At 45.4% G+C, this 16937-nt stretch carries 3 protein-coding genes; 1 reads left to right on the top strand and 2 read right to left on the bottom strand.

The features are described from left to right. Positions 1-340 precede the first annotated feature (340 nt). Positions 341-13750: an MARTX multifunctional-autoprocessing repeats-in-toxin holotoxin RtxA gene (gene rtxA / locus AACS92_RS18020; RefSeq protein ID WP_099109073.1), complete on the bottom strand. Its 13410-nt coding sequence runs from the start codon at positions 13748-13750 to the stop codon at positions 341-343. A 135-nt stretch (positions 13751-13885) separates the two neighbouring features. Further along, positions 13886-14206, bottom strand: a complete 321-nt coding sequence (rtxH, locus tag AACS92_RS18015; protein WP_099109072.1) for a protein RtxH — start codon at positions 14204-14206, stop codon at positions 13886-13888. Between the two features lie 1121 nt (positions 14207-15327). Between rtxH and AACS92_RS18010 the strand changes: the two genes are divergently transcribed. Then, a complete protein-coding gene (locus AACS92_RS18010) occupies positions 15328-16752 on the top strand; it encodes a porin family protein (protein ID WP_099109071.1) in 1425 nt (474 codons plus the stop codon). Positions 16753-16937 lie beyond the last annotated feature (185 nt).

Genomic DNA, 16937 nt, shown 5'->3' with positions numbered 1-16937 from the left:
TACACCAAACATATATAAAATACTAGACCCAACACTAAGATATTTCCAGAATAAACCCATAAATAAAATCACATTAGTTAAAAAATTAAAATCACTAACTTATATTAAAATAAAAATAAAAATAAAAATTTTTTATTATTTAACAGTATGAACTTTATAAAACCATTTAATAATGAAAGATAATTAACATGTTTATTATCTTTCATATTGTCTCTTTGTTAATTTCGTTCACTTCAATCAAACATGCTGCGTCTATTCTCATGAAAAATAAGTGAGAGGCTTCTGCCTCTCACCGGAAACCAGCCTTTGGCTGAGTAAATTCATTGGGTATAAAACAACATCAAATCAGTCTGTCTTTGCCGATGGTTGTATCTGACCAAGCGGTGACAATCGCGGATTTTGTCTGGTTATCAAGAGAATCTATAAAACCACTGTTTCCGACAGTCGGGGCAAATCCACTCATGGCCTGCACCAGTGAATCTACCGCATGAGTTGATAGCGCGGTGAACTCACGTTCTCCTCTCGCATCTTTATCCCCTATCCGGGTGATAATATCCGCCTGATTACCATTGAAGTAATCATTGAAAGTGACCGAACCGGTGGCTTCAAACCGCCCCTGAGCAGAGGTATCGGTGACATGACGGGCTGTCAGCAGTACCAAGTCATAGCCGCTGCGCTGGAACCACAGGTTCTGCCAGTTCAGGTTATTGAAGATAATTTTGTCGCTGGATTTGATATCTTCAACGGTGTTATCAATCACATCACCACTGACGACAAAACTATTTACACCTGTCCCCCCCGTAAATCGGTTCTGATATCCCCCCAGTACCAACAGATCATCACCGTCACCGCCATTCAACTGGCTGAATTTGGAAACCACATCGGCGATCAGGTGATCATTTCCTTCTCCGCCATTGATCAGGACGTGATAACCCATCAGTTTGATGGAATCATTGCCTTTATTACCTTCAATCCGGTTCTCATTGCCGAATACCGTCGCAAAATCATTGCCTTCTGCGAGTGCCACCTGATTGTTGTTACCGATGGCAACGACGTAATCCTGCCCTTCCCCGCTATCGATACTGTTAAAGTTACCGGAGGCCACGATATAGTCACGTCCTTCTCCCCCTTCAATGACTCCGCCTTCACCAAAGGCAAAGACCTGATCGTTCCCCTTGCCCATATAGGCGTAGTTAATACGGCCAGCCAACACGGCAACATCATCTCCGGCTCCGCCGAACATCATGTTTTCCCGTCCCATCAGAACGCCCATATCATTACCTTCACCGCCGGTGAAAACATTTGAAGTGCCGAGCGAGTAGAACGCATCGTCACCACGGCCTCCCCAGAAGTTGTTGTTATCGCCCAGATAAGCGCCCATATCTTTACCGTCACCACCCCAGTTAAAGTTATAGTTACCCAGAGAAATGTGAATATCACCGTCACCTTGCAGATGACCGCTGTTACGCAGGAAATCAAAGGTCTTGTCCTGCATATTCAGTAAATCTGCGGTCAGGTTCTGTTTCAGACTGGTGACCAGATTTTGCATATCCTGCTGTTTTTTCTGGCTGAACAAGGTTGCAAACAGGTTTGGCAGGTTAAATGAGTTAAAACCGGCTGTGCGTTCTGGCTGAACATTGTTTCCGGACTGTTCTTCAGCCTGTTTTGGCTGGTCATCAACAGGGGCTTTCGTTTTCAGCCCGTGATTTTCAAGGAAAGAATTCAGGGCATCAGTATCTGCCGCTGAATGCTCTTTGATGTAATCTTTCAGGGTTTGCGGATCAATAAGCGCCTTTAACTGATCACTGCTAAAGCCGCTGATGACCTCCAGCATCTCCTGTATAACCGCAACGCCATCCAAAGGCTGACCGTTTCGGGAGATAATGTGACCTTCCGCGGTGTAATCCACATTAAAGATTTCGCCTAAAGTGGTATCTGCATCAACACGGGCAAGGCTCCGCAACAGTTTATTTTTTAGCTGGCGCGGTAAATCCAGAACACTATAAGTGAATGTCGTTCTCGCCAGCCCTGTTGTTGTGTACTGCTGAGTCATCAGGCCAAACAGCGATCCCAGATTAATATCCAGCAGAGACTGAATATTGTCACCGAACATAAAATTCCAGCTACCGGTTGTCACCTGAATATCCGCACCGCGCCCGCCAACAGCAAAGTTAAAGGCGAGTTTTTCATTGGCCTGTCGGAATCGGTCTGCCCGGCTGAGATTACTGACTTTCGGCGCCTCTCCTCCCAGCCACTGATTGTATTTTTTGTTCAGTGCGCTTTCGATATCGTTCTTCAGGCCACGGCCACTGCGTAATTCCTGAGAACCCATCTCAGTCAGTGAACGGTAGTCCACACTGCTGGTCAAATCCAGCCCTGACATATCCTGTAGGTATTTTTTCACACTGGCGATTGTCCATTGCTCTTCCTGAGCAGCCAGCCAGCCCGGAGAAGAGAACGAACCGGAGATATCCTGCAAAACGCCTGACATTCGGGATACGCCGTCAAACGGGTTAAGCATGGGCGGAGTCGGAATAGATTTATCCATCATGACAATCAGATCGTTACTGCGTCCCTGATTAAAGCTGATGTTCCGGTTGCCGATAAACAGTTGTGCGCCTTCCAGTGCCTGATAACCGGCAATATTCACGCTGTGTTTGCTGTCACCGTCTCCCAGATGAACCATGACGTTATTATCGCCAAACGCCAGAGACTTAAAGCCTCCCGTTCCTAATTTAAGGCCGACATTTGTGGTTCCCCAGTTAATGGAAGTGAATTCTCCGTCACCAATGTGTAGCTGCACATTGCCGGAATAACTCAGTTGATTGCTTTTTGATGGTCTGCTCGCATCATCGTTATCCAGTACAAGGCGCTTACGGGGTGAGTGAAAGGTTTCATTGTTATCGGCAATCGCGCCGGTGGCGGCTGTATTGGTATTCCGGCTACCTATACGCGCAAGTACAATGTCACTTTCAGAGATTCCATGACGTACCCGTTCTGAGCGGGTTTCCAGTTCATCGTTAGCATTCCAGCTAAGAACCGTTTTATTGTCATGCAGCTTATGCACCCACTGTTCTTGTGCATCTCTTCTGGTATATTTACGACCTGTATTATCCACGGCAATATTACTACTGCGCGCCGAGACTGAAGCAAGAATGCCCTGCTGTTTAAGTTCAGTCATAAAATGACGGGCAAAGCCATCGCGCTTATCATCACTGATCAGAGAACATCCCACCAGACTGATATGCTCCGGTGTTCCGCCATAGCGGAAATCACGGCTGAACTGTTTTAAATTGATCGCTAATTCAGCCGCATTATAGCCCCCCATGCGGGTATGGTTTAATTCAGTAATTTCACGCCCGTGACCGATAATCTGCCAGCGCAGTTTACCTGTCAGTCTGGCTGGATCACCGTATACCACCCGATATTGGCCAGTAGAGTCAAACTGCACAACGATACTGGAATCAGGGTGTTTCCCTGCCAGATTAGCCGCGGCTCTGGCAACAACCGGATCATTCTCAGTCTGGATAATGATCTGGCTGTCAAAACGGCTGCTTCCGCTTTCCGGTTGCGGTGTGACGGTAATGTCTTCCCACGAAGAGACATTTTGGTTATGTAGCGGACGTTCTGTACCTAAAGCATTTTTCATGGGTGAGCCATCAAAGATTTCCATTGCCAGAATATCTCTCAGGTTCATTTTGTCATCAATGACCGGACGATAAGAGGCCAACGCCCGGCCATCCACAACAATCACCTGATTGAAAAAGCTTTCCTGATGTTCATTTTTAGGCATACCGTAGTATTGCGCCATATTCATGCCAGAACGGCTGAAGAAACGCTTAACATAAGCGCTGAATTTTTCTGCTGAGGAGAATTCCACAATGCCGACATTAGGATCATAGAAACCATACATCCGCGTTCCGCTGCTGTCTTTTGACCACGCCGCCATAGCATGATCCGATGTATTCAGCTCAAGTAAAATCGACCGGCCATCGGCATTAGGCACTGTAATTTCGTCGATGACATCCTTCACGGTTAATGCCTGATTACCAATCAGTTTTTTCTTCCATGCCCTGAACGTGTTGTCATACATTGGTGCACGGATATAAAGTGCAGAGAGTGCACCGAGCAATTTACTGGCGTTCGCTTGTTCCGATTCAGCATATAGTTCCGGATGGCTGAGGACGGAAGCCGCAGAGTAGAGTTTTTTCAGAAAATCATTGCTGACATTCTCCTGCCCGTCATTCTCAAGATGTTTTGCCAGTAGAACCAGCTCTGACAGCGGCATGCAGCGCCCGCCGAAACCATCATTGGACAGATTCAGCAACATCAGTTGAGGAGCCAGATGTTCGTTTGCCTGTAAGTCCTCAGTACCGGTAGAAGCAACATCCCGGAACAAACGGCTGTGTTTTTCCATTCTTGGTCGCAAGCTGAGTTTCAGTGCCCGGTTTTCAATTTCCCAGGATAACGCGCCTTTCTGTTCCGCTGTCCAGTTGCCTTTCAGTAGCAGATCCACCAGTTGCTTAATCCCCATATCAGCATGGAAACTCTCAACCAGATGCTCAGCCCGATTATGCCCGTAGCCTGACAGGAATTTTTTTGTCGCCCGCAGATCGTACACTCTGCCGGTTTTATCTGTATGGGACTGTAAAAACTGCATATAACGCTTCAAATCGTTCTTGATGCGTTTGATAGCAATACTTTCCTGTTCTCGCACGTTAGTTTCAGATAAATTCCTTTCAGGAAAGTTGCTTTCAAGCGAGTTGCTTTCAAACAAGTTGGTAACGATCTTATTAGCGTACAGTTCCATCATCCGGCGGCTGGAATCATGTCCCAGATAAGTATGTTCACCAGAGATGTTATAACCGGTACTAATGAGTTTAGTACGCAGTTTTTCGCCTTCGGTTCCCAGCCCGTCCCGACCAGTAAGCACCATAATAGGTGTCTTTTTGCTAATCCCCTGTAGGTTCTTCTCTACTGAGAATTTTCCGTTAACCGATTTTGCCAGTACAGAAACCACCCCTGTCGGATTCAGGATATTATGAGCCGTAATAGCTTTGGTCATACTGGGCATCGGTCTGTCAAACAACAGGCCGGCAACAGGTTGCCCTCTTCGTCCAACATAACGGGCCAGATCAGCGGCAATCGGTGCCCCCATTGAATAGCCGTGAATCACAATATTTTCTGGTTTAATACCACGATTGTTGACCAGATAACGGAACATGGTACGCGCATCCTGATACAGACCGTTTTCACTGGGGCGACCATCACTGGTACCGTAACCACGCATACTGACAGCCAGCATATCAACACCCTGCTGTTGATAATGCGTCTGGATTTTACTGGCTTGTTCTTCTGCGGAAGAGCCTGAACCATGAATAAACAGAACAACCTTGTCGGACGGCTCCACAGCACTCAGATGGTAATAACCTTCCAGACGCCCCGCTTCACCACGCAATGTGACTTTTTCTGCCATCTTTCGCTCAATTGCCCGGCTAAGCCCTATTTGCACTGCTTTACCGATACGCCGGCGATCATCTCTCATCCCGTACAGCTCATTATTCATAAAGCGTGCCAGCGGGTTACGTGGCTCACTGTCACGTAATGGTGAGCCATCATTTTCAATCGCCACTTTTTCCAGTATCTCTTCATAAAGATCATCCGGCTGGTCCAGGATCCGTCCCACACCATCACTATTTAAACGACGATATTTATATTTGATCCGCTCAGCCTGTGTAGCCTTCTGCAATGCCTGACCAAATTGAAAGAGATCATTAGGTTTCCAGATACCATATCCGGGACGCCACGCATGGCCGAGAACATTTTCTGCACCGCCGGCTTTCAGAACACGGGCAACAACCGTTGAGCAGTTTTTGGCGAAAAGTTGGTAGCGCGCATCCGGGTCTGTGCTGATTTTTTCCCACTCAGCCTGCATTGCCGCTACATCAAGGCCTTCCAGATTGATGCGGAATACCCGTCCCTGATCGGCTTTGCCATCTTTAAAAGCGTTAATGTCAGCCAATTCTCGTTCAGCGAACTGGCGCGTCACATTGCCAATTAAATGCTCCATGCGTTTAGAATTCTGCAATTCTGCTGCCATACGCAGTACTTCGGCAAAACGCTGAGCCACTTCCTGCATATCCATATTGTCATCCCGCCACTGGGCAAGGAATGGCTGATAAATATGAGGCGGTATCTCAGCCGATTTAAGCATCTCAGGATTAGCCAGTGCAGCCATCGCGAAACTTTCACTGACATCCTTAAACTTGGCATCCACGCCTTTTACGGCCCTTAGTTTTTCAACGAATTCTTTGAGTTCATCTGAGCCATCAACCAAGCCAAAATCATCATCTTCTTCGGAGGCAACGTCATATCTCAAAGCCGGATTCTGATGAGCGGGCATACTGAGGTCACGCCAGCGGATCCGAAAATCAGACTGACTATTATTTGTCTCCATCAGTTCCTGTAAATTAAGGGACTTACTACCTGCCGGCCACCAGCTCACATAGTTCATATCATTGAAATCCCTGACTTCTTCAGGGCTGACTTTCACACGTCCGTGACCAATTTGCAGCGCGGCATGTCCCACACTACTGTGATCACTCGGTTTCCAGATATAGAGGGTGGCGCTGACCGGCGATAAGTGACGCTCAATTTCCCGATGGACTTTTTTGAGGCCTGAAATATCGATCCCGATACCATCTTTTGCCAGATCACTGGCTTTCAGTTTGGAGAAGATGGCGTTGGTGACGTCCTGTCCATATTCCCGGGTAACGGACTCCATAACCAGTCTGACTCCCTTACCCGCAGTGTCTTTGGCTATCTTCACACTGAATCGGCCCTGCGTGACGAAATCCCCCTGCGTATCAATATAGAGGTGTTTGGAATCACTGAGCTTAGAGTTGGACAGTTTGTTGTACAGTTCGCTGAAGCTGCCTTCACCTGAACTTCGCAGTGTCGGCTCCGCCAGAGTCATGGATTCAGAAAGGCGTCCATAAATCTGGGATAACAGTTGTTGCATCGCCGGAGTCCGTTTTGAATCCGCGTGCCCAAGCACATAGCCTTCAACCTGCTGACAGAGGTAAGTTAATTTTTCGATGGCATCCAGTGAATAATCCCTGTCTTCCATCAGTGCCTGCTCATAACGTTGCAGCGCGTCAATGACGTTACGGTAACTTTCACCCATTGGCTTACCTTTTATGTAAGCCTTTTGTTGCAATTCATCGGCTGACATCAATTCAGCAGATGGGCGGTAACTCCAGCGACCGTTAATTTTTTCAGCCAAAACCCGCGTACGCCGTTGATCATAAGAAACGATATTATTTTCGACGAAATGCAGTTCTTTGGGGAACTGGTCATAACTCTCATAATTAGCCAGAATGAATTGTTCAATGACTTTAAGCTGTGCCGGATCTTTCGGGTTTTCCACCTTAATCATCTTAATCGGAGAATGACGATTTTCCGGCCATGAATGCACTTCAAAAGTATTATCTGCCCCTTCACGGATGAGAATATTCAGTTCAGAACGCAGACGATAAAACGGCAGTGCTTTATTCAGCATACTATCAATAGCACCCAGCCTGACGTTCAAATCAACTAATGTATCCGGCTGATAATGATCGGCATTTATCTCCCGATATTTTTGTTGCTCAACCGGATTCAGGGCATCGAAACGTACTTTCATGCCAATATCATTATCGTTCAGCCGGCTGCCTATCTGTTTCAATGGCAAATGTTTATATTCGGAAGCGGGTTTATCCAGTAAACGGATCTCACCGACCATCCCTTCACGCTGTAATTGGCGGAGTACCGGTAATTCGAGGTTCCAGAAGGTGCTACCCAACAGCAGACCACCTTCTGCTATCACATAGACATCCCCGCGGGCTTTAGTTGCATACACTGAACTCCAAAGCCCCATATTGCTGCGGACAGAGGCCTCAATGGCTGATTGCTGCTCTTTTTGACGAATATCATGAGGGTCAAGCGAATGTGAGGCCCAATCCAGCAGTCGCTCACTCAATGTGTTACTGAACGCATGCCCCGGTAAATCAGTGTCATAAACGACTTTCTTTCCATTAGGCTGGGCAGCATTCAGCAACTCACGGTATTGCTGGGAATTATTCCCCGAACGCAATGTCACCACACTTTGTTCACCGTCAGCCGGATCAAAATGGTAGCCGTACTGCTCCAACTGAGCCATGAAACGGACACGTTTATCCCAGTCATAATCAATGGTGGATTCCACAAATAATTTTGCCAGTGAGGATACCTGAGTCCGGGGAATAGTGTGTTTAATACTGTTGAGATAACCTTCGATATAATCGATCATCTTTTGTCGATGACTCTCATAAAACTCGGTATCAATACGGGCAATTCCCGGTACAGGGATATAATCATCCGCTGAAAAATCCATCAGCCGCTCAGTGTCACTATCCAGCCAACGATAGATATCCGCGACTTTTTGTGCCCTTGCCGTAACCGTGGATAGTGAGGCAGTGTTTGACGATATCTGTCTGTTTTGCGGTAAACCATAATCCCCGACTAAACGCTCATTCCCCAGTGCTTCCAGCTTATCTGTCACCGTAGCTGAAATATCAGGCAATGCCCTGCTCAGGGTTTCAGACGCATCAATTTCCCGATTAACCTCATCAGGCAGAGCGATATTGCGGGGCTGCTCATCTGGCTGTCGGGTAGGCTCAATATTTGTCTTTCTGGAAATAATGCCTGCTTTAATTTGTAAACGATCCAGCGCCTGTTTTGCATCCGCCAATGGCACCAGATTATCGTCTGACTCCGGGAGTTCCAGCCTGAAACGCCCCTCACCCTGCGCAGCTATATCCTGAGCAATATGGCTACCGGTATGTTCTGCTCCACTTGGTTCATAAGCCAAGCCGGACAAACCACTCCCCTTGTTTTCTCTGCGAGCGGTTTTCTGGCTGCTGTTTTTCGCTTCAATGGCAGCATCCTGCTCTGCCTGCTGGGCAGCGCTATACCCATCAGCGGCAGCCTGTGCAGCCCGTTTTTGCTGTGACAGTGCCTCTTGCGACCGGAATTCTGCCCGGCTGCGGGCATCTGTAATATCCTGCTGCGCATTCCGTTGATTCTGTTCACTTCTGACAATACCCGCTTCCGATTTTTCCAGAGCTGTATCGATTTGATTCCGGTGTTGCAGAATAGATGAATTTGAAGACTCCAGTTGCTGATCGGCAAGGTTTTTTGCTTTATCCAGTTGTGACTGGAGATCATCCAACAACCTGCCTGCATAATCATGTCGCCATTGTGTACCGGAATCTCCCTGATGATGCCCGTTTGGCTGGTTATCGAGACTTTCCAGCGCCTTAGCTTTTGCCAGTAGATCATCAGTAATAGCCTGCTCCTCTTGCCTGATGACATCACGCTGTGCCAGACCGTTCGTATTAAGGGCATCAAGATCCGTTGCTTCCAGTTGATTCTGAGTATCCGCAATCGCCGCCAGTTGTTGTTCTTTCTCCTGCATCAGTCGTTCACTGTCAGCTTCAGCATTCTCCTTATCATCCAGTACCTCACCAGCCACTGAAGTTTGTGGTGTCTGCTTCACTTTGACACTTCCAGAACGATTTGAGCATGCAACAATGTTATCCAGAATGTAACCTCGGCCATCACTTCTGCCGGTGCCGCTGAATGCCAACCGGTTACTGCCCGCCTGAGCAACCAGTACCAGTTGTTTATGCTGCCAGGCGATCCTATCGTCCGAAGATGAGAAAACAACCTGATCGTTCCAGAGCACTTCTATACCGTTATCATCGGTGCTGCCTGCACGCGGTGCAAAGTCAAAATCAAGGGTAATGACTTCTCCCGCTTTAAGCTGGTGGAGATCCTGATAAATGGTGGTGTTGGCATGAGCATCCAGTTCAGTCACATGACTACCGTGGCCTGCGTTATCCAGCCCATAAGACGCCGCCGGATGCTGGGCTTCAATCCCGTTGGTCGCTTGCCAGCCCTGTGTACCGGCCTCGAAATCCCCGTTGATAATCAGGTTAGGCTTCTGATTTTTCGTAGGTTGCTCTTCCCCGTTCATGATGGCTTCCAGCCTGCCGACATCCGGTGTTTTCAGCTGGCTCACCGAAGCATGCAGATCAGTGGAAAGCGTAGAGCTGACTTCACCGATTTCCGTCAGTTCAAAACCTTTCAGGTTGTTTATTTCCGGCAAATTGATGGCACCCCGCCCACGGTAACTGCCCGATGTATTGGCTTCATCACCCTGCACCAGAAAGTTAATTCCCTGACTGCCCATAGCTCCCAGTAATGTCTGTTTGATATTACCGAACAGCGTTGCCAGTTTATGGCTTTCCGTATTGCTGGAGGCCAGCGCCAGATTGTAAAAATCCCCGTTACCGATTTGAATGGCGACATTATTACGGGCATAAGAAGCGTGAATATTCATCCCGTCACCAACATGGATGTTGGCATTGCCGGTGCCTTTCATTACCGAGACATTCAGTCCGTCACCCACTTTGGTGCTGACATTGAGCTTACCCCATGCCACATTGACCGAGATACCATCGCCCACTTTGGTATTTACGTTCAAATCACCGTGGGCAGCAACCACGCTCAGGCCATTTCCTATGCTGGTTGTGATATTACTTTTACCCTTCGCGGCAGTAACCTGCATACCATCACCCACTTTGGTGACAACATTGCTTTGGCTCCACAGGGCATTAAAGCTGTCACCCTGCCCCACATGCGTGACAATATTTGCATCACCTTTAGCCAGTGTAACCTGACGGCCATTCCCCACTTTGGTGATCACATTCGCTTTACCCCACGCGCCGGAATAATCATCACCATGACCTAAATGAGTCAAAATGTTAGCCGAGCCTTGTACAACACTAACCGCACGTCCATCGCCGATCTTGGTCACCAGATTGGCTTTCCCTCTGGCAAAGTTATAGTGATCCCCGGCTCCCACATGGGTCATAATATTGGCATCACCCCAGGCGGCATTGACCGCCAGACCGTCTCCCATTTTGGTCATCAGGTTCAGCGTACCTTTGGCAAAACCCACGGTATTGCCATCGCCAACATGGGTCATGATATTGCCGAATTTGGAAACAAGCAGGCCGACCGTTGTCCCATTACCGACTTTAGTCAGAATATTCCCCTTACCCAACAAGACGCCGGCGGTAATGCCATGACCAACATGCGTTGTCACGTTGGCTTTAGCCGCAGCTAAAACCCCCATAAAATCGTGACCGACTTTCGTCACCACATTGGCTTCACCTAATGCCAGTACGCCGGTCAGCCCACGACCAGCGTGAGTCATCACGTTAGCCTGACCAAACATCGCGGCCAACGTTGTGCCATCCCCCACTTTGGTCATGATATTGGCATTACCGGCAAACAACCCGATACTGGTGCCCTGACCCACATGGGTATAGATGTTAGCCTTGCCAATCATCACGGCCGCTGTCAGTTCATCGCCCGCTTTGGTGAAAATATTGGCTTCCCCCACCATCGCAGCAAAGGTATTACCGTTGCCAATATGGGTCATTACATTGCCCACACCAATCATGGCAGCAAGGCTTTCACCATTCCCTACTTTGGTGGCAAGGTTGCCTTTCGCCACCATCAGGGCAACACTCAGGCCATCTCCTACATGAGTGAACACATTACCCAGCGCCACCATCAGCGCCAGCGCATTGCCGTTACCCACTTTGGTAAAGACATTGCCACCACCAGCCATCATTGCGCAGACTTCACCGTCCCCGATATGGGTAAAAATATTACCGGCAGCGAGCATGGCGGCAATGGTTTCGCCGTCTCCCACTTTGGTAAAGACGTTACCGACAGCGCCCATCGTACCCAGCGTTCTGCCGTTACCCACATGGGTCAGAACATTGCCCAGCCCCAGCATGATACCGGTGGTTTCTCCGTTACCCACTTTGGTCAGAACATTGGCACCGCCCATCATGACACCGGTTGTTTCGCCATTCCCGAGATGAGTCAGTACATTTGCACCACCTCCCATCACAGAAAAGACCCGGCCATAACCTTTGCGGGTCAGGACATTAGCGCCACCCAAAGCGATAACCCGACTATGACTGTCATCGGTTTGCGGTAAATCAGACGGAGACGAATCGGATGTAAGATGAGATGTGCTGATATGGGTAATAACATTAGCGATACCGCCACCGTTGAAATTCAGATGGCCTTTTTTACCTTTCTTGAAAATAACATTTGCCGCACCAGCCCCCCTGAATTCGGTATCACCAATTTCCGAGTTGTGCAGAATAACATTCGCAAGACCCGCCCCTTTAAAGTAAACATTGCCACGGGCCACATTGGATTTAATAACATTTCCCCCTCCCGCGCCTTCGAACCGGACATCACCGCTGCTGTCACTTTTTTTTATATCAGACGTGAATAATGCCTGTTCACGGGCACTGCTCACATCAGCAAGGGTTCCGGATGTTACCCTGACGGTATTGACGCTGTAATGCACATCTCTCAGCGTATAACTGCCTTTACCCAAAGAGGAATAACCGTAATTAGGGCCGATAAATTGATCAGCCATCACTGCCGTTTGATCACCAGCTTTGTACCACGGTGTGGCGATGTATTTCAGCTTCCCGGTTTCAGGATCGTTTTTCAGTTGAACGACCACAACCTTGGTATATTCCCCCAACACACGGGCATACAAATAAGTATTTTCCATCCGATTGGATTTTACCGGTTTTACATCAACCGTTGAGCCATCGGTGGAAATGGCATATCCCCCCATTCGGGCATCTGACAGCGTAATATTTTCTGCCGCGATCTGAACACCGTCAGCATAAGTTACCCACTCATTTTCCGGCAGTTCTTTCTCTATCGCATGTATCGTAAATGCCTGATGATATTCAGCCTTCAGGCCAGACAGGGTATAGGCGTTATCAAGGTTGATAATCTGGAAACCGTTACGTTCGGAGATATCATGTGATGCCAGATTATTAAGGTGATTGCCTTCCTTGAACCACGATGTCGTGAAATATTTCAGTCTGCCGGTTTGCGGATCATTGCTCAGATGGATCTTATTGACTTTGGTTATGTTTCCATCAACAAGTGCAAAGAGGTGGGTATTGGTTTCCCGTGCTGATTTAACGGCGGTGACTTTCTGATGGTTCTGGATCCAGTTGCCTGCCAGCGTTGCCGACATCAGAACCATCTCTTCTGCTTTTGCATAGGCCATACCTTCTCCGCCGAAATTATCATCCGTTCCTTTCCGCGTGATCTGGTTATAGCCACCCGCTCCCATAAAATGGATATTGCCGTGGGTAACATCTGAGTAGAAATGGTTATAACCGCCAGCGCCGGAAAATGTGATATTGCCATTTTCACCATGACGATTAAGGCTATTGTAAGCGCCCGCGCCTGAATAGTTCAGATGACCGGATCGGCCATTATGCTGGATAACCGCACCACCGGCTGCCCCCGAAAAAACAATATTACCTTCACCTTCTTTTTCGATTTCCGCATACCCGGATGCCCCTGTTACATTCAGGTTACCGCTGGTATCGTTGATTTTCAGGTAGGCTGAACCACCGACTACAGTATCATTGCCTGAACCGGTATAAACCGAGGCCGCAATTGAACCTAACGCGATATGATCATTACCACCATACGCATGAATTTGGCCGCCAAATCCGATAGCAACAATATTATTATCACCATCATCAGCGGTGTAGTTTCCTGTAAAAAAGTATTCAACACTTCGCCAGAACGGTTTTCCCATAGTTCAATCTCTAAATTAAATGCCAGAATTAAAGACAAAAACGCCCAATCACAAAAAGCAACTGGGCGTTGATGTTTATCTCAGTGTTAATAAAACAGGTTAAATTAAAATGATGAAAAAATACTCGACAGCCATTTATTTGCTTTCGGTATTGGAAGGCGTCGTCGTATCAGAAGGCCCTGCAACCTCGGCAGGAACAGCGAGAAAGCCCGCAGTCATTAATTTATTGATTTCAGCTTCCATGCGAGGATCTTCCAGCATATTCTTCACCATAGAAACCAAATACATAAAACCAGAAGCAGGCATATGAATAACCTGCTTTAACTCCAGTTCCTGATCGTTTTCAGCTAATACACCATTTGCCATTTTATTAGGCTCTTGCCCGACAAAGTAGAGGGAGAATACGCCTTTGTTATAATTGACGCTGGAAATGGTTTGAACAAATTTTTCAGACATACAACTAAATACCGTTAAATAGGTTTTAAAATGTTTCAATATCAGTTAATAATTAACCACATTTAGTTGTATCAATATTACGCAGAGCCTAACCGGATAAGCTCTATACACAATGGATTTCAAGATGCGTCGCGGCGGCAAGGGAGTAAATCCCCAAGAACATAGATAACTATATGACTGAGGTGAACGAGCGCAGCCAACAAAGAGGCAACTTGAAAGACGAAGTGTATAATTCAATAATTGATAACAACCAGAATAAAGAATGGTGAACTTATCACTTCAAATGAAAATATCTTAAATTTAGTTTTAAAATCAACATACGGTAGAGATAAAGTCCGTTTAACCACTATAGTGAGTCCGAATAGCCTCATCCAATAAGAATAACAAACACTCTATTATTTTTGACGATGCTTTCAAACAGCCAACACTGGATGAGTTAGTATCCATAATGGATTTCAGGATGCATCGGCGGTAAGGGAGTTCATTCCCGAAATAACCCGCAAATTTTGTATAAATGCCATGCTAGGCGCGATACCAATGATAGCCCCATAAACTGAACAAACAGTTTCCGTCTGGCGCATCCGTTGTAGTAACAAGTGCAACAACGTAGTTTGACCTGTGAAGACCCGCTTCTTTAAAAGAGTAACTATCCCAATCAATTAATCCAACTGCACGGATTACATCCATCACCGAACTCTGATGGCAACTAAAATGTACGCTGTTCTTCCTTCCGGGAATACATCCGAACTATTATGTTCCTGCTCTTATTGAAAAAATCCATATACTTTTGTTCAGATTTACTCTTTGTTTGAAAAAAATTAATTTTAAATTAAGCTTAAAACTATCCCGTTAATTTTAATTAAGCAGGCTAGGATCATTATATGAAATCTAAAGTCATCGTATCCATTTCTTTGATTCTCTCTGTAGTAGCTTATTTTAAAAGAAGGGAGGATAAGGCCGCAATTCGGCAGTTATTTCTCTGATGGTCAATCCTTTTTTCTGGATTTGATTAACCGGAAAGTGACAGTATTAGCGGCATTGTAGATGCTGTACATAACTACAATTAAGGCAAAGGTCATTTGGTTACCCTTTAACATGCTATCATTGCCAATGAAAACCCTATGAAAAAAATAAAAGCTATCCTTATAACTGCTGTTACCACCCTGTTTATGCCTATAAGCCATGTCGTAATAGCCGAAGAAACAAAACCTCAAGAAGTAATAAAAAACCCGAATGTATATACGGAAGATGAAATATTAAGGCAACCCAGATTACTTGAAAATGCAATTGTCTCTTTTATTTATGAACAAAATGATAACCTTGAAAAATTACTTAATCTTTACAAAAGATCGCACAGTCAAGACCCCTACCTGATCCTTTGGGCTGAGGCGAAAATTCTCATGAAAAAAAGAGAATATCAGGAGGCTATCAATAAGCTAGAACAATTTGTCAAAAAGTATGATAACCCAACTGCCAAATTTGATTTGGCCATACTTTACTTACTCAATAAACGATACAATGAATCCGAAAAAGTTTTCAACGACTTATTACTATTAACCCGTAATGAACAGGAAAAGAAAATTTTAAATGATTATATAAAATATATCGAAAAGAGAAAAGAAGTTAAATTTGATATGGGTTTCTCCTTCAAAAGAGATTCAAATATCACAAGAATCACTGACAAAGGAACATATGGGCTTCACTACGACAATAAAAGGAAAAAAGATGTCGGGTTTTCCTACAGCCCAAGTATGAGCAAAAAATATTTCTTTGATTCTGGCTTATTCTCTGAATTTGACATTGATGTTTATGGAATTAACTATCTGAAAGAAAAAAGATTTAATCAACTCCACACCAGAATAGGCAATAAATTCGGATTTGAAGATTATTCAAATTATTTATACTTCAAACCTTTTTATATGAAGGCATTTTATGGTGGTGGCGGTGCATCTAAAGATGCAAGTTTAAAACCTTATTATGACGCAATTGGGTTTAATCTGTTTAAGTTATCGAGTTTAAATGATAACTTCAAATACACTATTTTTTATGAAAACAGAAATGATTATTATAGCAAGAGAAAAGAACTTAACGGAGACGTTAATTTCGTTAGCAGTTCATTGATCTTTATACCTTTTAATGATTTATATATGTCATTATCTGGGAGTTATGGGATAACAGACAGAAAATCTAAATTAGATAGTCATCATGACAAGGGGGCTGGGTTTCTAATCAGAAAACTGTTTTTAGATGATTATTTAGTAGAGTTAAGCTATCGAAGGATGATAACGAATTACCAAGGTAATAATAGATTTGATATAATAAATCCTAATCCTCCATACAATATAAACAACCCTAAGTTTTTTATACATAAATTCAAAAGAAAAGATGTTACTGATTCCATTTCTATTTCACTCTCAAATGAAAATATCAATTTATTTGGTATTTACCCAACCCTTACTTTTTCTTATATAAAAAACAAAAGCAATCATTCTCTTTATTCCTATAATGAAAAAGATATTTTTGTTGATTTCAGGAGTAATTTTTAATGGTTTAACTGAACAGAGGGGGTTAGATAGAGACACGTTGACTTAAAATGAACAACCATTGTCATCAATATATACTCCAGTCATGCGTTATCATTGTGTGAACGGGGTGAAACCCCCTACAGTCAATATGGAACAAAGTTTCCCATCTCTAATATCTACTTGTTTTAATTTGAAAAATTAATTAC

The organism is Xenorhabdus sp. KJ12.1, from assembly GCF_963876495.1.
Classification (GTDB): Bacteria; Pseudomonadota; Gammaproteobacteria; order Enterobacterales; family Enterobacteriaceae; genus Xenorhabdus; species Xenorhabdus stockiae.
This window is presented reverse-complemented; position numbering and strand designations above follow the sequence as displayed.